The following is a 21,458-nucleotide window of genomic DNA, read 5'->3' as shown; positions in this document are numbered from 1 at the left end:
CAAGGGAAACGCTGAATAAGTTCAGAGTTTCCGCGGGCCAGGGATGGCCCGCCGCAGATCAGGCACGCAAGTGCCTGATCTGGCGTAGCTTAAGTCCGGGCATGTACCGGACTTGAGCGCGTCTGAAAAAGTCCATGACGGACTTTTTCAGACCATCCCAGGCTGCGCACTCCTTCGCAGCAACGTCATCGTCCAATCCGCTATAACCAGCGGTGTCGATAGGCGGGGGAGCCATGGCGTTGCGCAGTCTTGCGTGGAGATTGGCCCTGTGGCTGCTGGGCAGCGCGACGCTCGTCTTCGTTGCGAGCGGGTACCTGCTGTTTCGCATGGTGGGCCAGCAAGTGCTGCAACAGGCCCAGCGGGAATCGGGCGCCTGGGCCAGCCAGGGCAGCAGCCTGGTGCAGGAGCGGCTGGACAACATCACCAACACGGCCCGGGTGCTGGCTGCCATCATTGGCCCACGCCCGCTGGATGCCGCGCCGCTGATCCACGACGCCATGGCGGGAAATACGGATCTTGCGGGACTGGCCGCCGCCTTCGTGCCCGGCAGTCCCGCCGCGCGTGAAGCCGGGCAATCGCCTTTCGTGGGCAGGAGCAGCGATGCAAGCCTGAGCCAGCGCGACTTGTTCAAGGACACGCAGCCGTACTGGAACGCCACATGGTTCCAGTTCGGGCTGACTTGCAGCCGAGGATGCTGGCATGAGGTCTTCCGATCGCAATCAAGGCAGCGCCTGCTGGTCAGCTATTCGTCGTCCATGCAGGTCGATGGCAAAGTCATCGGCGTAGTGAATGCGGACGTCGCACTTGATTGGCTGCAGGGCATTTTGCTGTCGATGCATCTGCCGGCCGGCACGCATGCCTTCGTGATCGATCAACAGGGCCTGTACCTGGCCAACGATACGGTGGAACGGGTGGGTAAAAGGGCCGATCCCGCCCTGCTCAAGCTGCTGAATGCACCACGCTCGGCGGAATATGCGAATGCGCACCAGCTGGATCAGCAAGGCGTGCACGTGTGGATCTTCGACCAGCCCATCAACGGCACGCATTGGCAGTTCGGTGTAGCGGTGCCCGAGGAACTCATTTACGCGCAGGTGCGTGACGCTTTCGTTGCCGTGCTCGTAGTCGGCGCGCTGACATTGCTGATCCTTGCCTTGATCGTGATGGTCACCCTTCGGCGTACGCTGGCGCCGCTGGGCGTACTCGCCGAGCGTGCGGAGCAGGTCTCGCGCGGCGCACTGGATTTTGCCCTGCCACGAGTGCGTCATCACGATGAAATAGGACGCCTTACCCATGCGTTTGACAAGATGCGGCGCGAATTGGCTGCACACCTGGAAGAACTCACGCGCTTCGCAGGCGAGCAGGCGCGCCTTGCCAGCGAATTGGACATCGCCCAGCAGATCCAGATCGCCCTGCTTCCTGGCTCGCATTATCTGGATGCCCGCTGCCACAACTTCGAGCTGTTCGCCGCCCTGAAGCCCGCGCACAGCGTCGGCGGCGATCTGTACAGCTATTTCATGCTGCCGAGCCAGCGGTTCTGCTTCATGGTGGGCGACGTCGCCGACAAAGGCATTCCGGCCGCCCTGTTCATGGCGCGTACCATTACGCTCGCCAAAGCCATGGCGTCGCGCGCCCAATCGCCGCAACAACTGCTGCAACTGATCAACCAGGAGCTGTGCCGGAACAACGACAACTGCATGTTCGTGACCTTGCTGTGCGGTTTTCTGGATGTGGCGACCGGCCACCTGACGCTGGCCAGCGCTGGCCACGATCCGCCGGTGCTGTGGGGCAATCATGCAGCGCGTTGGTTGCCCGTTGCCTCCGGTCCTGCGCTGGGATTGGACGAGGACGCCTCGTTTCCCGTGATGCGCATGCGCCTGCGCGCGGGCGACACTTTGTTGGTGTATACCGATGGCGTGACCGAAGCCGCCAATGAGGCGCTGGAGCATTACGGCGGCGAAAGGCTGCTGGCCAGGCTGGACCAGTTCCACCAGGCCGGCGACGAAAGTCGGCACGGCGACCCGACCCGATTCCTGGCCGAAGATGTCCAGAGCTATGCGGCGGGCCACGGCCAGAGCGACGATATCGCCTTGCTTGCATTACGCTGGAATCACGTCGGACTGGAGGACGGAACGTCGATGCTCGACCTGGTCTTTCCCGCCACGCTGGAAAAAGTGTTCGACACGCTCGACCACTGCGAAAGGAAACTGCATGACGCCGGCGTACGCAGCGGCGTGCAGGCCGATGTGCGCCTAGTGTTGGAGGAGCTGATGGTGAACATGGTTCATCACGGCTGCTCCGGCAACCCGGAAGGCTGCATCGGCTTGCGCCTGATGATCGTGGAAGAAGCGGTGCTGGTGGAACTCAACCACGAGGGGACTCCGTTCGACCCGCTGCAATTGGCTGAGCCCGCCCTGACCGGGGATCTTGCCGACCGCCATGACGGCGGAGGCCTGGGTATCCATCTGGTACGGGCGATGTCCAGCGAATTGAACTACACCCACGACGAATACGGCAACCATCTGCAATTGCGCTTTGCCAATCCTTCGGAGCACGGCCATGGCACTTAACCTACGCATCGATCCGTTCAGCCCGCAACGGTCCACGTTTTACCTGGAAGGACGCCTGGACGCGATGAGCTTTGGCGAATTCGACAAGGAAGCGGAAAAGGTGCTGGAACAAATGGGGATGGGCAGCACCCTGGTGCTCGATCTGTCCGCGCTCGACTACATCAGCAGTGCGGGGCTCAGAAGCATCGCCAAAGCCAGGAAAGCCATGCGCGCACGCGACGGCCATACCCTGCTGGTGAATCCGCAGGCACAGGTTCGCAAGGTGTTCGACATCGTCAAGGCGGTGCCGGTCAAAGAGATTTTCCAGGACGTACGCGAGCTTGACGATTACCTTGATCGAATTCAGCGCAAGATGGTGAACGAGGGAGGGGAACTGGAGTAAACGGGGACACGGTCATCCCCTTCGCTGCGGCATCACACCGAAATTACGCATTTTCTACGCCGGCGCGTGCGCTCTTTACTCGCTTTACATGCCGCTTCCACCACAATGCCCACAGATGTCCAGCAGGCTTGCAGCCGGAGGCCGCCACCCAAGGTAGCGGGCAGCAGCCTTCCGATGATCCGGCTCCGGCTGCAAACCTGCTGGACATTGCAAACCTACGCGCCGGCCAGGCGCATGACAGCGGCGCGATAACGCGCGGCAATGCGTGTTTCATCGCGATGCACGAAGTCACGCACCACCCATTTACCGCCCGCCATCACGTGGCGTACCGGCGACCTGTTGCCAGCAAACAGCAAACTGTCCATCACCGAACGACTGTCACGCGCAGCCAGCGAGGGCGCTTCCGGATCCAGCACGATGAAATCCGCTCGCTTGCCCACTTCCAGTGCAGCGATCGGCATATCCGCCGCTTGCGCTCCGCCTTTCAAGGCTGCCCGCCACAAGGTTTCGCCCACGCTATCGCCGGCATGGCGTGCAGCAACGTTACGGTGGCGTGTACTGAGGCGCTGGCCGTATTCGAGCCAGCGCAGTTCTTCGATCGGCGATACCGAGATATGCGAGTCGGAACCCACGCCGAGCGTGCCGCCCGCATCCAGATAGCGCGCAAGCGGAAACAGGCCGTCGCCGAGATTGGCTTCGGTGGTTGGGCACAGGCCGGCAATCGCCCCGCTGCGCGCAAGCTGCGCCGTTTCCTGTTCGGTAAGATGCGTGGCATGCACCAGGCACCAGCGGCTGTCGACCGGCGCATGCTCGAACAGCCACTCCACCGGACGGGCACCGCGCGTGGCCAGGCAATCCTGCACCTCGCCGATCTGCTCGGCGATGTGGATATGGACCGGGCCGGTTTTCAGCGCATCCTGTTCAACCACACTGCGCCATGCGCTTTCGGGAATGGCGCGCAGCGAATGCAGGGCAACGCCCACGCGCACGTCACGGCTTTCATGTTTGCGCAGGTTGGCGAGCAGCTGCAGATAGCCGTCCACGTTGTTGCCGAAGCGCCGCTGGCGTTGCGACAGCGCACGGCCATCGAAACCACCGCTCATGTACAGCACGGGTAGCAAAGTGAGTGCGATGCCCGCTTCGCGCGCAGCTTCGATCAGCGCCAGCGACATGGCCTCCGGCTGCGCATAGGGCACGCCGTCGGGCTGGTGATGCAAGTAGTGAAATTCGCAGACCTGCGTATAGCCGGCCTTGAGCATTTCCACGTACAGCTGCGCGGCAATGGCCTGCAAGCTGTCCGGGTCGATGCGCTCGGCGAAGCTGTACATGGTTTCGCGCCAGGTCCAGAAGGAATCGTCGCCCGGGCCGCGGCGTTCGGCGAGGCCCGCCATGGCGCGCTGAAAGGCATGCGAGTGCAGGTTCGGCATGCCGGGCAAGACCCAGCCATCGAGGTAGGTGGGGACATCGCCGGCAGCGGCACAAATACCGCCGTGGCTGTCCACGCCGAAGCTGGCATCGCTGCGCCACTGCGCGTCAGCCCAAGCATGCGCCGCACTGAACTGGTAGACCGCTGCCGTTTCACTCATGAATAATCTCCGTATAGCCCGCCAAGTGTAACCGGCCCAGGGAGATCAAAGGCTCCCCAACGGCCATACTCGCATCTGCTTCACCTTCTCTGCGAAAGGATGAAGAGCATGGCTAAGAAGAATGAAAACGCCCCCCTGCTGAACCTGCGCCAAGCGGTCCCGGGCGATGTGGCCGCGTTGGTCAACCTTACTGCTCGCGTCTACACGCCCGAATGGGGGCACTCGGCGGAAATGCTGCGCTCCCAGCAGACGCATTTCCCCGAAGGCCAATTCGTGGTGGAGTACGAGGGCAACATCGTGGGCTATTGCGCCACCTTCCGCCTCGACGAGTCATTGGCGCTGAAACCGCACACCTGGATGCAGATCACCGGCGGCGGCATGGCCTCGCGCCACAACCCGGACGGCAACTGGCTGTACGGCATGGAGGTGGTGGTGCATCCGGACTACCGCGGCATGCGCATCGGCCAACGGCTGTATCAAGCACGCAAGCGCCTATGCATGGACCTGAAGCTGCGTGGCATCACCTTCGGCGGGCGCATCCCCGGGCTGGCCCGAAACGTCCAGCGGTATGGCGGTCCGGAGACCTATGTACAGGCGGTGGTGGAAGGTCGCCGGCGCGATCCCACCCTGAGTTTCCAGCTGGCGAACGATTTCGAGATCATCGGGCTGCTGCGCGGGTATGTGCCGTCGGACTACGAGTCGCTTGGCTACGCGGCGCACCTGGTATGGCGCAACCCGGCCCTGCTCGATCAACCGGACATACCCGCCGTACAGTCGCCGCGGCACCTGCCCGATTCGGTGCGCGTGGCAACCGTGCAATATCAGCAGCGGCGCATCAAGTCGTTCGACGAATTCGCCACGCAAGTCGAATACTTCACCGACATAGCGGCGGACTACAACGCGGATTTCGTGACGTTCCCGGAAATGCTCACGCTGCAGTTGCTGTCGATCGAGAACGAAGAACTCTCGCCGGTGGAAACCATCCGCAAGCTGAGCCATTACACGCCGCAGGTGAAGGAACTCTTCAACCACCTGGCGGTGCGCTACAACATCAACATCGTGGGCGGTTCGCATCCTACTGAACAGTCCAATGGCGACATTCACAACGTGTGCTACGTATGCCTGCGCGATGGCTCGATCCACGAGCGCGAAAAACTGCATCCCACGCCCAGCGAACGCAACGTGTGGAACGTATCCGGCGGCGACGGCGCCGCGACCATCCAGACCGACTGCGGCCCGATCGGCGTGATGATCTGCTATGACGCCGAGTTTCCCGAAGTAGCGCGGCATCTGGCGGACCAGGGCGCCTTGATGCTGTTCGTGCCCTTCTGCACCGACGTGCGCGAAGGCTATCTGCGCGTTCGCTACTGCGCCCAGGCACGGGCGATCGAAAACCAGTGCTACGTGATCCTTTCCGGCAACGTCGGCAACCTGCCCGGAGTCAACAATTTCGACATCCAGTACGGGCAAAGCTGCATTCTGACGCCCAGCGATTTCCTGTTTGCACGCGATGGGGTGGCGGCGGATTCCACGCCGAACATCGAAACGGTGCTGTTCGCCGATCTCAGGCTGGAAGGCCTGGCGCGCGCGCGCAATGCGGGTACGGTGCAGAACCTGAAGGATCGAAGGTATGACCTGTATGAGACTCGGTGGCTGAGACAGTCGCGCTGAATCGCCTGCCCCTCCCCTACTACCTATAGGAGAGGGAGCAAAGCTGCGCGTCTGCCATAATCTGCCGATGCCCGCGCCAGCCCCCAAAGCCTCCAACCCCCGCCTGCGCGCCGTACTGGGTCACGAATTCTTCGCGCCCTACCAATGGAAACGCCGCATCGCGCTATGGAGCGGCGCGGTACTCGTCGCGCTCGCCGCGATCCTGTTCGCCAAGGCCAGCGACTGGGCATACCGCCTGTTCCAGCTACTGCTGACTCACGGGAGCTGGCTGCCGCTGGTGTTTACTCCGCTGGTTTTCGGCCTGCTGTGCTGGGTTACCGAAGGGCGCCTGCGTGCTGCGCGCGGCAGCGGCATTCCGCAAGTGATTGCGGCCATCCAAGTGGACGATGCCGGCTTTCGCGCAAAGATGCTGGCCCTGCCGATCGCGCTCAGCAAGATGGTGCTGACCCTGCTCGCGCTGGCCGTGGGCGCTTCGATCGGCCGTGAAGGGCCTACCGTGCACGTCGGCGCGGGACTGATGCACTGGCTTGGCCGGCGCTTCGGCTTCGACGATCCCAAGGCCCTGTCGCGCTTCGTGCTTGCCGGTGGCGCCGCCGGCATCGCCGCCGCCTTCAACACGCCGCTGGCGGGCGTGGTGTTCGCCATCGAGGAACTGGCCGGCACCTTCGAACACCGGTTCAGCGGTTTGCTGCTCACCGCCGTGTTCGTGGGTGGCGTAGTGTCGATGGGCATCCTCGGCAACTACGCCTATTTCGGCACAGTGCAGGCCAGCCTGCCCCTGGGGCATGCCTGGCTGGCGGTTCTGGAGTGCGGCGTTGTTTGCGGCCTGGCGGGCGGCCTGTTCGCGCGGCTGATCCTGCTGGGCAGGCAGGGCCCGCTGGCGGCCATCGGCAAGCTGCGCGAACGCCACCCCGTGCCATTCGCGATCGGCTGCGGGTTTGCCCTGGCGGTGATCGGCGTGCTGTCGCATGACACGGTTTATGGCACCGGCTACGCGCAGGCGCGCGCGTTCGTGCAAGGTGCCGCCGATACGCCCGGACAAGGTTTCGGCGTGCTCAAGCTGTTGGCCAACGTGGTGTCCTACTGGGCCGGTATTCCGGGCGGCATCTTCTCGCCGGCATTGGCAGTCGGCGCGGGCCTGGGCCACAACATTGCCTACTTTCTTCCCCATGTACCGGGCGAGGCAGTCGTGCTGCTGGGCATGAGCGCCTATCTCGCAGGTGTGACCGGTTCGCCGCTCACTTCCGCGGTGATCGCGATGGAACTCACCAACAACCAGAACATGGTGATACCGATCATGGCCGCGTGCTTGCTGGCGCGTGCCGCGTCATCCATCGTTTCGCCCACGCCGGTGTACAAGGATTTTGCCGAACGCATGATCCAGGACTTCGAGCGGCTGAGGGCCGTACCGATGGCTCCCATCCATTCCCATAGCGAAGAATCCGACTGATGAACTGGGATCTGCTACTCACCCACGCCTCGCTGGCGACTTTCGTTGGCCAAGCCAGCTATGGTCAGCTGGACGATGCCGCCGTCGCCTGCCAGGACGGACGGATCGTATGGATCGGCTCGATGCGCGACCTGCCTGCAGCATCAGCCTCCGCCGCACGCGTGGTGCATGACGTCGACGGCGCGCTGGTCACGCCAGGCTTGATCGACTGCCATACGCACCTGGTATTCGGCGGCGACCGCGCGCAGGAATTCGATCTGCGTCTCAATGGCGCCACCTACGAAGAGATTGCACGCGCCGGCGGCGGCATCGTCTCCAGCGTGCGCGCCACGCGCAACGCAAGCGAAGACGAGCTGTTCGACCAGTCGCTGCCACGCGCACGCGCTTTGCTTGCCGATGGCGTCACCACGCTGGAAATCAAATCCGGCTACGGCCTTGAGCTGGAAGCGGAACGGCGCATGCTGCGCGTGGCGCGCCGTATCGGCCAGGCGCTGGGGATTCACGTTCAGACCAGCTTGCTTGGCCTGCATGCCCTGCCTCCCGAATACAAGGAGCGCCGGGATGAGTATGTCGACCTGGTCTGCCATGAATGGCTGCCCGCCCTCGCCGGCGAAGGCCTGGTGGACGCGGTGGATGCCTTCTGCGAAGGCATAGGCTTCACCCGCACCGAAACCCAACGCGTGTTCGAGCACGCGCGGCAGCTTGGCTTACGCGTGAAGCTGCATGCCGAGCAACTCTCGGATCTGGACGGTGCCGCGTTGGTAGCCGAATTCGGCGGGCTATCGGCCGATCATCTCGAATACCTCAGCAGCGCGGGCATTCAAGCGATGTCGCGCGCAGGCACCGTCGCCGTGCTGTTGCCAGGCGCATTTTATGCGCTACGCGAAACCAAGCTGCCACCGGTGACGGCTCTGCGCGCCCATGGTGTTCCCATCGCGATCGCGACGGACTGCAATCCCGGCACGTCCCCCCTGCTTTCATTGCGACTTGCCGCAAACATGGCTTGTACGCTATTCCGCATGACGCCCGAGGAGGCCCTGCGCGGTATCACCGTGAACGCCGCGCGCGCGCTTGGCCTGGCGGATCGCGGCACGCTGGCGCTCGGCAAGCGTGCGGACCTGGTGGTGTGGAATGTGAAGCAGCCGGCTGAGCTTTGCTATTGGATCGGCGGCGGGCTGCTGAGACGGCTATGGGTCGGCGGCGTGGCTGTACCGGTTCCATAACAAAAAACCCCCGACTGGCGGGGGCTTTCCGTACCTGCGAGCGGACTCGTTCAGGCCGACTTCTTCTTCGGAGCGGGAGCAGCCTTCTTCACGGCAGCCGGCTTGGTCACGGCCGAGCTGGCGCCGGCCACTGCAGGCTTTGCGGAGTGCAGGCGGGTGTTGCCGTAGCTGCTACGGTAGGTCTTGCCGCGGCGGGTTTTGCGATCGCCCTTGCCCATGGGAAGCTCCTTGATTCGTAATGCTGTTGATGGCCAATCATCGTAGCAGCCGTAGGCCAAAGCGCAAGGCGCCCAGGCTTAATGATGATGCTGCGCATTGCAGCCCGGGCTGCCGTCCGGGCAATCGCCCGGATCGATCTGCACCGTGGCGTGACGGATGCCAAAACGCTCCAGCAAGGTGCGGTTGACCGCTGCCAAGGCACGCGCGCCGGCGTCCCGATCATGCAGTTCCAGGTGCAGCGTGGCCATGCGTGAACCGGAAGCGAGCTGCCACACATGCAGATGGTGCACGTCGCGGATCGATGCATCGGCACTACGCAAGGCCGTTTCCACTTCGTGCGGATCCATGCCTTCGGGCACCCCCTCCAGCAGGATATGCGTGGAACGCCGCAACAACTGCCAGGCGCTGTGCAGGATCAACAGCGACACCAGCACCGATAACGCCGGATCCGCCCAATTCCAGTCCAGCCAGCGAACCGCCAGGGCAGCCAACACGGCACCGACCGATCCGAGCAGATCACCTAGCACGTGCAGGCTCGCCGCGCCGATGTTCACGTCGTCGTGGGCGTGGTCGTGCAGGCTGCGCAGCACGATCAGGTTCACCAGCAGGCCGATGATCGCCACCACCAGCATCACGCCGGAAAGTATCGCCACCGGCTTGAAGAAGCGTTCGATGGCTTCATAGGCGATGAACCCGACCAGCACGAATTGCGTCAGTGCATTCACGAAACCGGCCAGCACTTCCATGCGGCCGTAGCCGTAAGTGCGCTGCGCATCGGCCGGACGCCGTGCCATGCGCGCGGCAAACAAGGCAAGCAGCAATGCGGCCGCGTCCACCAGCATGTGGCCGGCATCGGCGAGCAGTGCCAGCGATCCGGACCACCAGCCGCCGGCGGCTTCGCCAAGCATCATGCCCGTGGTGAGCACGAAGGCAAACAGCAATTTGCGCTCACGCCCGCCTACGTTCGTGGCGTGGGGATGACTGTGATGATCATGATGATCGTGGATGTGGCCGTGCGCGTGATTCATGCCGCCATGCTAGGAACCAACCTGCCCGTTACACAATCACCGCGTCCCTGCACGGTTCAGCCGTGTGCACATTGCGGACCATGCACATGGCCATGCAGCCGGTCGAAACGAAGATTGAAGAAATGCGCGGAGGCGAGCAGCAAGCCACCGCAGGTCACCATCACGCTGTGCACGATGATCGAATGGCTTTCCGCGAAAGTAACGCCTATCACCAGCAGCGTGAGTCCCGGAAACGCCAGGCGCAGCGGCAGCGGTCGATGGTGGCGGCGATAGCCGTTGACCAGTGCGACCAGCGCCAGCGCACTGGCAAACAACACGAAGTTGCGCTCAAAGGCGTGATCGGCGAGAAAGCTCAGGCCGACCAGCGGGAGTATCGCAAGTACGAAGGGCAACGCGGCGCAATGAATGGCGCAAAGGAACGATGCGGCGGCGCCGATGCGATCGGCGAGGTTCCACCAGCGGGCGCTCTTTTGCGTGGGCGTGGTATCCATAGGCAGGGACGGCACAATGCGAAAAGGCCGGCGCGGCACCGGCTTTTGATACATTATAACATTCGCAAGATACCTGCAAGCTTCGTCCCTGCGCGGTCAGGCCTTGCGACACTGCTTGCACACGCCGTGCACTTCCAGCGTCTGCGCCTGGGGACGGAAACCGAACGCCTTGGCCTGGGCTTCGATCAGCTCGGCCACCCGCTCGTCGCACACTTCCTGCGCGCTTGAGCAGATGTCGCAGATCAGGAACGGCACCTGGTGCGCCTCGGCCGGGTGATGGCAGGACACGAAGGCGTTGATCGATTCGAGCTTGTGGATGAAGCCGTTTTCCAGCAGGAAATCCAGCGCGCGATAGACGGTGGGCGGCGCTGCATTGCCATGGCGTTCACGCAGCTGATCGAGCAGGTCATAGGCCTTTACCGGCTTGCCGGCTGCCGCGATCAGCTCCAGCACTTCCTTGCGCAGCGGCGTGAGACGCAGGCCGCGCTCCTCGCTGGCATGCTCCACCGCAGCCACGAACGCCGCGGGGCCTTCATGATGATGGTGGACGTGGGTTTTGCCGGACGTGCTGTCGCTCAAGGGAATTCACCTCGGTAACGATGATACAGCGCCTAGCGCGGCAGCGGCGGCGGTTTGGCTGATTTGGGGGTCAGCAGCACGACCACCCAGCCTATCGGTCCCAGCACCAGCGCCCAGATCACGCCGGCCAGCAGCTTGCCGCGCCACCAGCCGAGCAGGGCGCCCACCGCCACGAACACCAGGTTCCACCAGAACAGCGCGGCCCACGGAATCATTGCCATCAGGTTCATGAGGATGTGCAGATAGGCGTCGGGGGCGTCCAGGTCGACACCCTGGCTGGCTTTGGCGAGGAGTTCTTCCATCTACGACGAGGCTCAAGGATGCAGGCTGGGATGATCATCGTAGGCTGGGATGGCAATCCCAGCACGAAGACGCCGGATGCGAAGCTGGGATTGTCATCCCAGCCTACTTAACTGCTGCCGCCAGCTCAATCCTGGGCCAGCGCCACTGCCTCGTCGATGCGCTTGAGCGCCACCTCGCGCCCGGCGAGGTAGATAGTGTGATCGATCGATGGCGACACTTGCGTGCCGGTCATCGCCACCCGCAGCGGCTGGGCGATCTTGCCCATGCCAAGCTCCAGCTTCGCGGCGATCTGCTCGATCACCTGATGGATACGCTCGGGTTTCCAGACGCAGTCGGCGAGCAGTTCGCGCGCGGCTTGCAATACCTGCACGGCGCTGGCGTTTTTCAGGTGCTTGGCGACTGCCTTGTCGTCCCATTCGGTGATCGGGCCATACCAGATCTTCGCGCGCTCGGCCATTTCATTGAGCGTGTGCACGCGATCGCGCAAGGCGACGATCACGTCGGCCGGTGCGGGGCCCTTGCTGAGATCGACGCCGGCACGCGCGAGGTGCCAGCGGAATTCCGGCGCCAGCGCTTCAGGGTCATCCGTCTTCAGATAATGCTGGTTGAGCCACAGCAGCTTTTCGGTATCGAAGCGCGAGGCAGCCTTGTTGACGTCAGCGGCATCGAACAGCTTGATCATTTCCTCGCGCGAGAAGATTTCCTGGTCGCCGTGCGACCAGCCCAGGCGCACCAGGTAATTCAGGATCGCGTGCGGCAGAAAACCGTTTTCGCGGTACTCCATCACGCTCACCGAATTGGTGCGCTTGGAAAGCTTCTTGCCTTCCTTGTCGAGGATCATCGGCAAGTGCGCGAATTCCGGTACCTGCGCGCCCAACGCCCGATAGATGTTGATCTGGCGTGGAGTGTTGTTGACGTGGTCGTCGCCGCGGATCACCTCGGTGATGCCCATGTCGATATCGTCGACCACCACGGCGAAGTTGTAGGTCGGCCACCCATCGGAACGGAAGATCACCAGGTCGTCCAGCTCGGCATTGGACCATTCCACCCTGCCCTTCACCTTGTCCTCGAACACCACGGTGCCTTCCAACGGGTTCTTGAAGCGAATCACGCGGTTCGGATCGTCGCGGCAGGGCTCATTGCGATCGCGGTAATAGCCGTTGTAGCGCGGCTTCTCACCACGCGCCATGGCGGCTTCACGCATCGCCTCGATTTCTTCCTTGGTTTCGTAGGCGTAGTAGGCCTTGCCGGCCGCCACCAGCTCGAGGGCGACCTGCTTGTAGCGGTCCAGGCGATGCGTCTGGTAGATCGGCGCCTCGTCGGCATTCAGATCCAGCCATTGCATGGCGTCGAGGATCGCCTGCACGGCCTCGTCGGTGGAGCGCTCGCGGTCGGTGTCCTCGATGCGCAGCAGGAACTCGCCGCCGCGGCGGCGCGCTTCCAGCCAGCAGTACAGCGCGGTGCGCGCACCGCCGATGTGCAGGAAACCGGTGGGACTGGGGGCGAAGCGGGTGCGGACGGTCATGAGCTCAAGCGTGGCATCGGGACGGAACCTGAAATTTTAACCGATCGCGCCGCCGAACTCCCCTCTCCCTACCGGGAAAGGGGGTTGATGCCATGGCTACTTCACATGCACCGTGATCGGCTTAGACACCACCGGCGGATCGAACGGAATGTGATTGGTATCGCCCAGCTCCAACTGCAGCGTGTGCGTGCCGGGCGGCAGTTTCAGCGTGGTTTCCGTCTGGCCGCCGCCGAAGTGGATGTGCTGCTCGTCCTTCGGGATGGGCTGGCCGGCCACCGGCAGTGTTTTCACATCCACCAGCAGGTGGTGGTGGCCGGTGTTTTCATGGGCGACGCCGGCAGGTGCCACGCCCATACCCTTCAGGCCGAAACGGACGGTAAAGGATGGCGCTACGGTGGCGCCGTCCTGCGGCGATAGGATGTAGACCTCGGCGCCGGCCGGGGCCTTGGTCACCGGTAGAGCGGGCGCGTCGGCGGCAAAAGCAGCCCCGGCCACGGTGGTCAACGCAAGAGCAAGTAGCATACGTTTCATGCGGGAACCTCCTATGCAAACTTCCGTTCACGCAATTTAGCCGAGTTGGGCCCTCCAGGACACCGTTTTCGCCGTTCCGTAACACGCGTAACCGCCCTGTCACGTTAGCGCCATCGCCGCGAAACGGCGCAAGCTCAAGCTGTCGCCGTACAAGACGAGGATGCGCCATGCGTATCGGCATCATTAGCGAGACGTATCCGCCGGAAATCAACGGTGTCGCCCTCACCGTGCATAGTCTGGCGACCGGCCTGGCCGCGAAAGGCCACGAGATCGATCTCATCCGTCCTCGCCAAACGGTCAGCCACACCGACGAACCCGGCATCGTTGCCCTGGAGACACGCGGCGCGGCCCTGCCCCGCTATCCAGGCCTGCGCTTCGGACTCCCAGTGCCACGTACCTTGCGGCAACGCTGGACCCAACGCCGACCTGATGCAATCTACGTTGCCACCGAAGGCCCGCTCGGCCGTTCGGCAGTCAAAACGGCGCTCCGACTGGGCGTTCCCGTCGCCACGGGTTTCCATACCCGCTTTGACGCCTATGCCAATCACTATGGCGTGGGTTTTCTGACACCTGTGGTGCATGGCTACCTGCGCCGCTTCCACCAGCGTGCAAACGTCACGCTGGTGCCCACCGACGCCCTTGCCGCCGAACTCACGGCGATGGGCGTCGATCACGCGCGTCTGCTGCGTCGCGCCGTGGATACCAGGCTGTTCCATCCATCCAAGCGCGACAACGCCCTGCGCGAAAGCTGGGGTGTGGATGCCGACACGCCGGTGGTGCTCTACGTGGGCCGCATCGCGCCGGAGAAGAACCTGGAGTTGGCGGTGGGAACCTTCCGCGCGATCCAGAAGGCAACGCCCAAGGCCCGCTATGTGTGGGTAGGGGATGGTCCGGCCCGCGCGGCACTGCAGGCTGCGCACCCGGATTTCATCTTCGTCGGCATGCAGCGCGATGAAGCCCTGGCCGCGCATTACGCAAGCGCGGATCTGTTCCCGTTCCCCAGCCTCAGCGAAACCTTCGGCAACGTGATCCTGGAAGCGCTCGCTGCCGGCTTGCCGGTGGTGGCCTATGCGGAAGGTGCCGCACGCGAGCACCTGTTCGATGGCATCAACGGCTTCCGCATCAATTCCGGCGATGCCCAGGCCTTCACGTCGGCTGCCGTGACGTTGGCCGGCGACACTCCATTGATCCGCCACATGGGGCGCGCGGCGGTGGAGAGCGTCGAGCGGCTTTCACCGGAAGCGGTAATCCGCGAATTCGAAAACCTGTTGCGCGAACTGGTCGAGGAGAACATGCATGACCGCCATGTCACCATCGCACCTGCCTGAGCCTGTCGCGCTGCCGCGCCACGCGTTCGACCGGCGCATGTGCATCGCCGCCAACCGCTGGGGCGCGCGACATGCCGTCGGCTTGTTCTTCGGCATCATCAGCCGCCTCGGCGACGGCGTGTTCTGGTACTCGCTGATGCTCGCCCTGGCCCTGATCGACGGCCTGCGCGGGCTGGAAGCCGCTGCGCACATGGCCATTACCGGCCTGGTTGCACTAGGCCTGTATCGCGTCCTGAAGCGCTGGACGCGCCGCCCGCGTCCGTTCCGCACCTGCCCCGGCGTGATCGCGCACGTACCGCCGCTGGATGAATTCAGCTTCCCCTCCGGACACACGCTGCAAGCCGTGGGCTTCACCATCGTCGCATTGGCGTGGTATCCGCTGCTCGCACCGCTGTTGCTGACGTTCACTGCACTGGTAGCGGCATCGCGCGTGATTCTTGGCTTGCATTATCCGAGTGATGTGCTCGCGGCGATTTTCGTTGGCAGCGGCCTAGGCGCGCTGTCGCTTTGGATGGTGCACAGCGCGCCGCAGCTGTTCGGCTGATCAATCGTTGATCACACCGTCCTTGCACGCTTTGCGCTCAACGACATAGCGCACCTATCCACAGGCTCTCCCGGATACTTTCCACAATAGTTGTGGAAAAGTACGCGCATTTGTTGCGCAATTTTTCATCACGCTGTGCCAAGTGCTTGATGGAAAAGATGCCTGCGCGGGTTTTCCACAGGGTTTCCAGCAAGGCTTCCACACAAGTTGTGGAAAACATCCAGCTCACGATGCGTGCGGCTCGTAGGCTGGGATGACAATCCCAGCATCACCACGCATGCAAACCGCAAGATGCTGGGATTGTCATCCCTGCCTACTAGGTAAGCGCAGGACAGAAACGACAACGCCGCCCGAAGGCGGCGTCGTTTCAATACTTCATGCAGCGCAACTCACGCCGCACGCGGCACCTTGCGCAAGATGTTCATCACATCGGCCAGCTTGTCGCGCATCTGCCGGCGATCCACGATCATGTCGACCGCGCCGTGTTCCAGCAGGAATTCCGATCGCTGGAAGCCTTCCGGCAACGTCTCGCGCACCGTCTGCTCGATCACGCGCGGACCGGCGAAGCCGATCAGCGCCTTCGGTTCGGCCACGTTGATGTCGCCCAGCATGCCAAGGCTCGCGGAAACACCGCCGGTGGTCGGATCCGTGAGCACGCTGACGTACGGAATGCCAGCCTCGCGCAACCGCGCCAGCGCAGCGGAGGTCTTGGCCATCTGCATCAACGAAAACAGCGCCTCCTGCATGCGCGCACCACCGGTGGCGGAAAAACACACCAGGGCGCTGCGTTCGCTCAGGGCACGCTCGGCGGCGCGGGTGAACTTCTCGCCAACCACCGAACCCATCGAGCCGCCGATGTAGCGGTACTCGAACGCGACGGCCATCAGCGGGTGATCCTTGAGCTTGCCGCTCATCGCGACCAGCGCATCTTTCTGGCCGCTCGCTTTCTGTGCGGCAGTGATACGGTCGCGGTATTTCTTGGCATCGCGGAACTTCAGTGGATCAATCGGCTCCATGCTGGCCCACAGTTCCTGCGTACTGCCTTCGTCGAGGAACGCCAGCAGGCGCTCGCGCGCACCGATCGCATGATGATGGCTGCACTTGGGGCAGACCATCAGGTTGCGTTCCAGCTCCGGCTTGTACAACACGGCGCCGCAGCCGGCGCATTTTTCCCACACACCTTCGGGTACCTTGCCCTTGCCGGCGGCGGAACCTTGCGTCCGCGCGCGGGGTGTCATGATTTTTTGCAGCCAGTTCATGGATTCCGCCTCAATCTGGAAACAAGCGCGCCTGCTCGGCACGCCTGGGTCACCCCTATCTCCATGGTGTCTTTTCCACCGAGATAAAGGGCGAGGTGACCAAAGCCTCGGGCTGGGGGCCTGGTACACATCCCCTCAGCCGTTTCGTTATGGTTTCGTAACCCCCGACGCCCTCGCCCAGCCTGCTCCGGACAGGAAGAATGAGGTTGTCAGCCGGCGTCCAGTGCCGCGCGTATCGGGCGGAGAAAATCGCCGACCCGGGTCACGATGTCCTGCGCCGTTGCCGCACCCTCCAGCCGCTCCACCAGCGCGCTGCCGATGACCACGGCGTCGGCGAACGCACTGATCGCTTTCGCGCTCTGCGCATCCTTCACGCCAAACCCCACGGCGACGGGTGCTTTCGCACGCTTGCGGATATCGGCCACGCGCACGGCGATATCCTGCGTACTCAAGCGTCCTGCCCCGGTGATCCCGGCGAACGACACATAGTACAGGAAACCTTCGGCAGCCTCGCACAGTTGCGCCATACGCTCGGGTGCGGTAGTGGGCGCAGCCAACAAGATTTGCTTAAGGCCGGCGGCGCGCAGCGGCGCCAGCACTTCAGTTTCCTCCCATGGGCAATCCACCAGCAACACACCATCCACGCCCGCCGCCACCGCTTCCGCTGCAAAGCGCACGTACCCACGGATTTCCACCGGATTGAGGTAGCCCATCAATACGACCGGCGTGGCTTGATCGCGCTGGCGGAATTGGGCCACCCATTTGAGCACGTCGCCCAGACCCACGCCCTTGGCGATGGCACGCTCGCTGGCGTGCTGGATCACCGGACCATCGGCCATCGGATCGGAGAACGGTACACCCAGCTCGATGACGTCGGCGCCGGCATCGACCAACGCATGCATCAAGCTCACCGCATGCTCCGGCACGGGATCGCCGGCGGTGACGAAGGGAATCAAGCCCGTGCGGCCGGCGGCCTGCAACGCGGCGAAGCGCTTGTCCAGGCGGCTCATACCTGCACTCCTTCGCGGGCGGCGATCGTGTGGACGTCTTTATCCCCTCGACCGGAAAGATTGCACAGCACGATGCCGTCCTTCGGCAGTTCACGCGCCAGCTTCAAGGCCTGCGCCACGGCGTGGCTGGATTCGAGTGCGGCCAGAATGCCTTCGGTGCGTGCAAGCAAGTGGAACGCCTCCAGGGCTTCGTCGTCGGTGACGCCAACGTATTGGGCACGGCCGGCGTCTTTCAGGAAGGCGTGCTCAGGACCGACGCCCGGATAATCCAGGCCCGCCGAGACCGAATGCGTTTCGGTGATCTGGCCGTTGTCGTCGCACAGCACGTAGGTGCGATTGCCGTGCAACACGCCAGGCCGCCCGGCCGCCAGCGAAGCGGCATGATGGCCGGTGGCAATGCCTTCTCCCGCCGCTTCGGCGCCGACGAGGCGCACGCTGCGGTCGTTGAGAAACGCATGGAACAGACCGATCGCATTGGAACCGCCACCCACGCAGGCAGTGAGCACGTCCGGCAGACGGCCGTATTGCTCCAGCATCTGTGCGCGTGCCTCGCGCCCCACGATGGCGTTGAAATCGCGCACCATCATCGGATACGGATGCGGCCCCGCCACCGTGCCGATGATGTAGAACGTGTCGGCGACGTTGGTGACCCAATCGCGCATGGCTTCGTTCAACGCATCCTTCAGCGTTTTCGATCCTGACGTGACCGGCACCACGTCCGCACCCAGCAGCTTCATGCGGTACACATTGATTTTCTGCCGCTCGATGTCGACAGCGCCCATATACACCACGCATTTCAAGCCAAATCGTGCGGCTACGGTCGCGGTTGCCACGCCATGCTGGCCGGCGCCGGTTTCGGCGATGACGCGCGGCTTGCCCATGCGCTTGGCTACCAGCGCCTGGCCGATGGTGTTGTTGATCTTGTGCGCTCCAGTGTGGTTCAAGTCCTCGCGTTTGAGCAGGATGCGCGCGCCGCCGACGTGCCTGGACAGCCGCTCGGCGTGGTAGATCGGACTGGGACGGCCCACGTAGTGAGTAAGGTCGCGATCCAGCTCGCGCAGGAATTCGGGGTCCTCGCGCAGGCGCAGATAGGCTTGCTTGAGTTCGGCCAGCGGCGCCATCAAGGTCTCGGCCACGTACTGCCCGCCGAAGTCGCCGAAGCGCCCCTGCTCATCGGGCCATTGATGGAAATCCTGGAGCGTAGGCATTGGTCAGAAATCCTAGGCAATGACGGGCAGCGGAGGGATGCCCTGAAGCCAAGGAAAATAGCGCGAATGTACGGAGCGAAAAAGCGATATGATCGCCCTTAATTGTTAAATAAACTCACAGCATCCGTGCGTGACCTGCCCTCCCTCAACGCCTTGCGCGCCTTCGAGGCCACCGCCCGCCTGGGTAGCGTGGGCCGTGCAGCCGAGGAACTACACGTCACCCACGGCGCCATCAGCCGGCAACTGCGGGTGCTGGAAGAAGCCCTGGGCCAGCCCCTGTTCGCCCGTCAGGGACGCGGCGTAGCCCTTACTTCCATCGGGGAGCAATTGCGTGACCGTGTAAGCGGCGCTTTCGAGCAATTGCGCGATGGCTGGGCCGACTTGCAACGCGGCCGCGCGGATGCGCCCTTCGTGCTCGGCTGCGCCGGCAGCCTGCTTGCCCGCTGGATCATCCCGCGGCTGGAAAGGCTGGAACGCGACATACCGGAGCTAAGGCTGCATTTGTCGCCGGAAGAAGACCCCCTCTTACCACGGCATGCGGAGCCGGATGCCGCGCTTGCGCTGGCTGCACCGCCATGGCCGCCTGGCTGGCAAGTGCATGTCCTGGCGCCTGAGCGCATTGGACCTGTCGTCAGCCCGCGTTATGCGGGCCTGGAGCGCTTACTGGAATGCGGCGCCACTGCCTTGCTGGATGAAGATCTATTGCACACCCGTTCGCGTCCGCAGGCATGGCCCGCCTGGGCGCAGGCGAAGGGAATGGCTGCCCAATCCCTGCATTACGGACAGGGCTTTACGCATCTGTTCTATTTGTTGGAAGCCGCGGTTGCGGGGCTGGGCGTAGCGATCGCACCCATGCAGCTTGTGCAGGACGATCTGGATGCGGGACGCCTGCTTGCGCCGTGGGGGTTTCAGCAGACGGCGGCCAGCTGGATTCTGGCGACGCCACAACACCGAAGCGACAACCGCGTCGATGCGTTGGCGGATTGGATGCGCAATGCATTAAGCACGTAGGCTGGGATGACAATCCCAGCCGTCGTCGTCATTCCCGCGCAAGCGGGAACCCATTTTGATCCGGTACGGAAGGAAAATGGATTGACCAGCATCCGCTGTTGAAAAGCGCTTCCGCTTACGCGGGAATGACGGCAATGAGAGCAAGGACTAAACAGAGCGAACAGCGGCAATGAACTCGCGCATCTTGTCGGCATCCTTGATTCCCGCTGCCGACTCGATCCCGCTCGACACGTCCACCGCCCAAGGCCGCGCGACGCGGATCGCCGTGGCAACATTCGCCGCATTCAAACCACCGGCGAGTATCAGCGGCTGACGCAAATCACGCGGCATCAGCGACCAGTCGAAGGATTTGCCGCTGCCGCCCGCCTCGCCCAGGCCATGTCCATCCAGCAGCAGCGCCGCAGCGTGAGGGTGATCACGCAGCTGATAGAGCGCGGCGGCACCCTCGCCCATCGCGATCGCCTTCAGATAAGGCTGGCCGAATTGCTTGCACCATTCATCGCTCTCGCTGCCGTGGAACTGCAGCATCGAAGGGCGCACGACGTCGATGACCTCCTGCACGAAGCTCGCTTCGTCGTCCATGCACAATGCCACCGTGGTGACGAAGGGAGGCATCGCCTCGACGATGGTGCGCGCCTGCTGCAGCGACACCTGCCGTTTGCTGTGCGCGGTGAGTACCACGCCGATCGCATCGGCGCCCAATTCGGCCGCCAGCAAGGCATCCTCGATCCGAGTCATGCCGCAACATTTGATGCGTGTCATTCGCTCACCTCCTGGGGCAAACCCCAATGTCGTGGGTAGCGCGGACCGATGAACGCAAGCCCTGAAGCTGCCGCGGTGGGCCCGGCCACTTCGCGATTGCGCCCGGCCAGCAGCTCAGCAATCCATGCCGCCGGTTGTTCGCCTCGTCCCACCGGCAAGAGCGAGCCGACGATATTGCGTACCATATGGTGGAGAAACGCATTGGCCTCGATCTCCACGATGACCTGCTCTCCGGCGCGCCGAACGCTCAGGGATTTCACCTCTCGCCGTGCATGCGCCGCCTGGCAGGACAGCGCGCGAAAGGCGGAAAAGTCGTGCTCGCCGATCAGCGCCTGCGCCGCGGCGTGCATTTGCTCCGCATCCAGCGGCAGGCGCTCCCAGGCGACGTAACGCGCATCCAGCGCAGGGCGAATGCCGCGATTGAGAATGGTGTAGCGATAGCGCCGGCTGCGCGCGGAGAAGCGCGCATGAAAATCATCCGGCGTCACCTTCGCCCATAGCACCGCCACGCTGGTGGGAAGGTTGGAGCATGCGCCAAGCACCCAGCCGCGCAGATCGCGCTGCACCCCGGTATCGAAATGCACCACCTGGCAACGGCCATGCACCCCGGCGTCGGTGCGCCCGGCGCAAGTTACCTCGATGGCTTGGGCCGCTACGAACGAAAGCGCCTGCTCCAGGCTGGCCTGCACGCTGGCGCCGTGGCTCAGCCGTTGCCAGCCGAGGAAATCGGTGCCGTCGTATTCGATCCCTAAGGCAATGCGCATGCGTGAGGTAACGCTCG

The 21,458-nt window shown here is 63.5% G+C and carries 21 protein-coding genes; 8 read left to right on the top strand and 13 right to left on the bottom strand.

Features of this window, described 5'->3' with window-relative positions:
* Positions 1-233: 233 nt before the first annotated feature.
* Together EKH80_RS05705 and EKH80_RS05700 are read left to right on the top strand one after the other, a co-directional pair.
* On the top strand, positions 234-2,567 hold the full coding sequence (locus EKH80_RS05705; RefSeq protein ID WP_126683761.1) for a SpoIIE family protein phosphatase: 2,334 nt from the start codon (positions 234-236) through the stop codon (positions 2,565-2,567).
* Complete coding sequence (locus EKH80_RS05700; RefSeq protein ID WP_126683760.1) at positions 2,557-2,949, top strand: STAS domain-containing protein; 393 nt, start codon at positions 2,557-2,559, stop codon at positions 2,947-2,949. Before EKH80_RS05705 ends, EKH80_RS05700 begins: the two co-directional genes overlap by 11 nt.
* Positions 2,950-3,164: 215 nt before the next feature.
* On the opposite strand, the gene EKH80_RS05695 is transcribed toward EKH80_RS05700, so the two are convergent.
* Positions 3,165-4,535 (bottom strand): formimidoylglutamate deiminase, encoded by a 1,371-nt coding sequence (locus tag EKH80_RS05695; protein ID WP_126683759.1) that lies wholly within the window; start codon positions 4,533-4,535, stop codon positions 3,165-3,167.
* Between the two features lie 108 nt (positions 4,536-4,643).
* Here EKH80_RS05695 and EKH80_RS05690 point away from each other — a divergent pair, with 108 nt between their 5' ends.
* The 3 genes from EKH80_RS05690 to hutI all read left to right on the top strand — a co-directional run bounded on the left by EKH80_RS05690 (position 4,644) and on the right by hutI (position 8,879).
* Positions 4,644-6,206 (top strand): bifunctional GNAT family N-acetyltransferase/carbon-nitrogen hydrolase family protein, encoded by a 1,563-nt coding sequence (locus tag EKH80_RS05690; RefSeq protein ID WP_126683758.1) that lies wholly within the window; start codon positions 4,644-4,646, stop codon positions 6,204-6,206.
* Between the two features lie 67 nt (positions 6,207-6,273).
* Positions 6,274-7,656: a chloride channel protein gene (locus EKH80_RS05685; protein WP_126683757.1), complete on the top strand. Its 1,383-nt coding sequence runs from the start codon at positions 6,274-6,276 to the stop codon at positions 7,654-7,656.
* Positions 7,656-8,879 (top strand): imidazolonepropionase, encoded by a 1,224-nt coding sequence (gene hutI / locus EKH80_RS05680; protein ID WP_126683756.1) that lies wholly within the window; start codon positions 7,656-7,658, stop codon positions 8,877-8,879. The genes EKH80_RS05685 and hutI overlap by 1 nt, the downstream gene beginning before the upstream one ends.
* A gap of 50 nt (positions 8,880-8,929) precedes the next feature.
* On the opposite strand, the gene EKH80_RS05675 is transcribed toward hutI, so the two are convergent.
* From EKH80_RS05675 to EKH80_RS05645, 7 genes are all read right to left on the bottom strand, one after another.
* Positions 8,930-9,097, bottom strand: a complete 168-nt coding sequence (locus EKH80_RS05675) for a 30S ribosomal protein THX (RefSeq protein WP_126683755.1) — start codon at positions 9,095-9,097, stop codon at positions 8,930-8,932.
* Between the two features lie 78 nt (positions 9,098-9,175).
* Positions 9,176-10,126 (bottom strand): cation diffusion facilitator family transporter, encoded by a 951-nt coding sequence (locus EKH80_RS05670; protein WP_126683754.1) that lies wholly within the window; start codon positions 10,124-10,126, stop codon positions 9,176-9,178.
* Between the two features lie 56 nt (positions 10,127-10,182).
* Positions 10,183-10,617: a MerC domain-containing protein gene (locus EKH80_RS05665; RefSeq protein WP_126683753.1), complete on the bottom strand. Its 435-nt coding sequence runs from the start codon at positions 10,615-10,617 to the stop codon at positions 10,183-10,185.
* A 96-nt stretch (positions 10,618-10,713) separates the two neighbouring features.
* A complete protein-coding gene (locus EKH80_RS05660) occupies positions 10,714-11,196 on the bottom strand; it encodes a transcriptional repressor (protein ID WP_126683752.1) in 483 nt (160 codons plus the stop codon).
* Positions 11,197-11,228: 32 nt separating this feature from the next.
* Positions 11,229-11,498 (bottom strand): hypothetical protein, encoded by a 270-nt coding sequence (locus tag EKH80_RS05655; protein ID WP_126683751.1) that lies wholly within the window; start codon positions 11,496-11,498, stop codon positions 11,229-11,231.
* A gap of 125 nt (positions 11,499-11,623) precedes the next feature.
* Positions 11,624-13,024 (bottom strand): glutamate--tRNA ligase, encoded by a 1,401-nt coding sequence (gltX, locus tag EKH80_RS05650; protein ID WP_126683750.1) that lies wholly within the window; start codon positions 13,022-13,024, stop codon positions 11,624-11,626.
* Between the two features lie 96 nt (positions 13,025-13,120).
* Positions 13,121-13,555 (bottom strand): DUF4399 domain-containing protein, encoded by a 435-nt coding sequence (locus EKH80_RS05645; protein WP_126683749.1) that lies wholly within the window; start codon positions 13,553-13,555, stop codon positions 13,121-13,123.
* A 167-nt stretch (positions 13,556-13,722) separates the two neighbouring features.
* On the opposite strand from EKH80_RS05645, the gene EKH80_RS05640 reads away from it, so the two are divergent.
* A complete protein-coding gene (locus EKH80_RS05640) occupies positions 13,723-14,883 on the top strand; it encodes a glycosyltransferase family 4 protein (protein ID WP_126683748.1) in 1,161 nt (386 codons plus the stop codon).
* Positions 14,852-15,427 carry a phosphatase PAP2 family protein gene (locus EKH80_RS05635; RefSeq protein WP_126683747.1) on the top strand — a complete coding sequence of 192 codons (576 nt, stop codon included), beginning with the start codon at positions 14,852-14,854 and terminating at the stop codon, positions 15,425-15,427. The genes EKH80_RS05640 and EKH80_RS05635 overlap by 32 nt, the downstream gene beginning before the upstream one ends.
* 389 nt (positions 15,428-15,816) lie before the next feature.
* Here the strand turns inward: EKH80_RS05635 and accD are convergent, their stop codons facing one another.
* From accD to trpB, 3 genes are all read right to left on the bottom strand, one after another.
* Positions 15,817-16,686, bottom strand: a complete 870-nt coding sequence (gene accD / locus EKH80_RS05630) for an acetyl-CoA carboxylase, carboxyltransferase subunit beta (RefSeq protein WP_126683746.1) — start codon at positions 16,684-16,686, stop codon at positions 15,817-15,819.
* Positions 16,687-16,895: 209 nt separating this feature from the next.
* Positions 16,896-17,696: a tryptophan synthase subunit alpha gene (gene trpA / locus EKH80_RS05625; RefSeq protein WP_126683745.1), complete on the bottom strand. Its 801-nt coding sequence runs from the start codon at positions 17,694-17,696 to the stop codon at positions 16,896-16,898.
* Entirely contained in the window at positions 17,693-18,904 is a 1,212-nt protein-coding gene (gene trpB / locus EKH80_RS05620) for a tryptophan synthase subunit beta (protein WP_126683744.1), read from the bottom strand. Before trpB ends, trpA begins: the two co-directional genes overlap by 4 nt.
* A 126-nt stretch (positions 18,905-19,030) precedes the next feature.
* Between trpB and EKH80_RS05615 the strand changes: the two genes are divergently transcribed.
* Positions 19,031-19,915, top strand: coding sequence for a LysR family transcriptional regulator (locus tag EKH80_RS05615; protein WP_126683743.1), 885 nt, complete (start codon positions 19,031-19,033; stop codon positions 19,913-19,915).
* A 147-nt stretch (positions 19,916-20,062) separates the two neighbouring features.
* Here the strand turns inward: EKH80_RS05615 and EKH80_RS05610 are convergent, their stop codons facing one another.
* On the bottom strand, positions 20,063-20,677 hold the full coding sequence (locus tag EKH80_RS05610) for a phosphoribosylanthranilate isomerase (protein ID WP_126683742.1): 615 nt from the start codon (positions 20,675-20,677) through the stop codon (positions 20,063-20,065).
* Positions 20,674-21,441: a tRNA pseudouridine(38-40) synthase TruA gene (truA, locus tag EKH80_RS05605; RefSeq protein ID WP_126683741.1), complete on the bottom strand. Its 768-nt coding sequence runs from the start codon at positions 21,439-21,441 to the stop codon at positions 20,674-20,676. Before truA ends, EKH80_RS05610 begins: the two co-directional genes overlap by 4 nt.
* Between the last annotated feature and the right edge of the window lie 17 nt (positions 21,442-21,458).

This window comes from Dyella choica (genome assembly GCF_003977665.1).
Classification (GTDB): Bacteria; Pseudomonadota; Gammaproteobacteria; order Xanthomonadales; family Rhodanobacteraceae; genus Dyella_B; species Dyella_B choica.
Note: the sequence above shows the minus strand (reverse complement) of the source record. Positions and strands in the feature narration are given on the sequence as shown.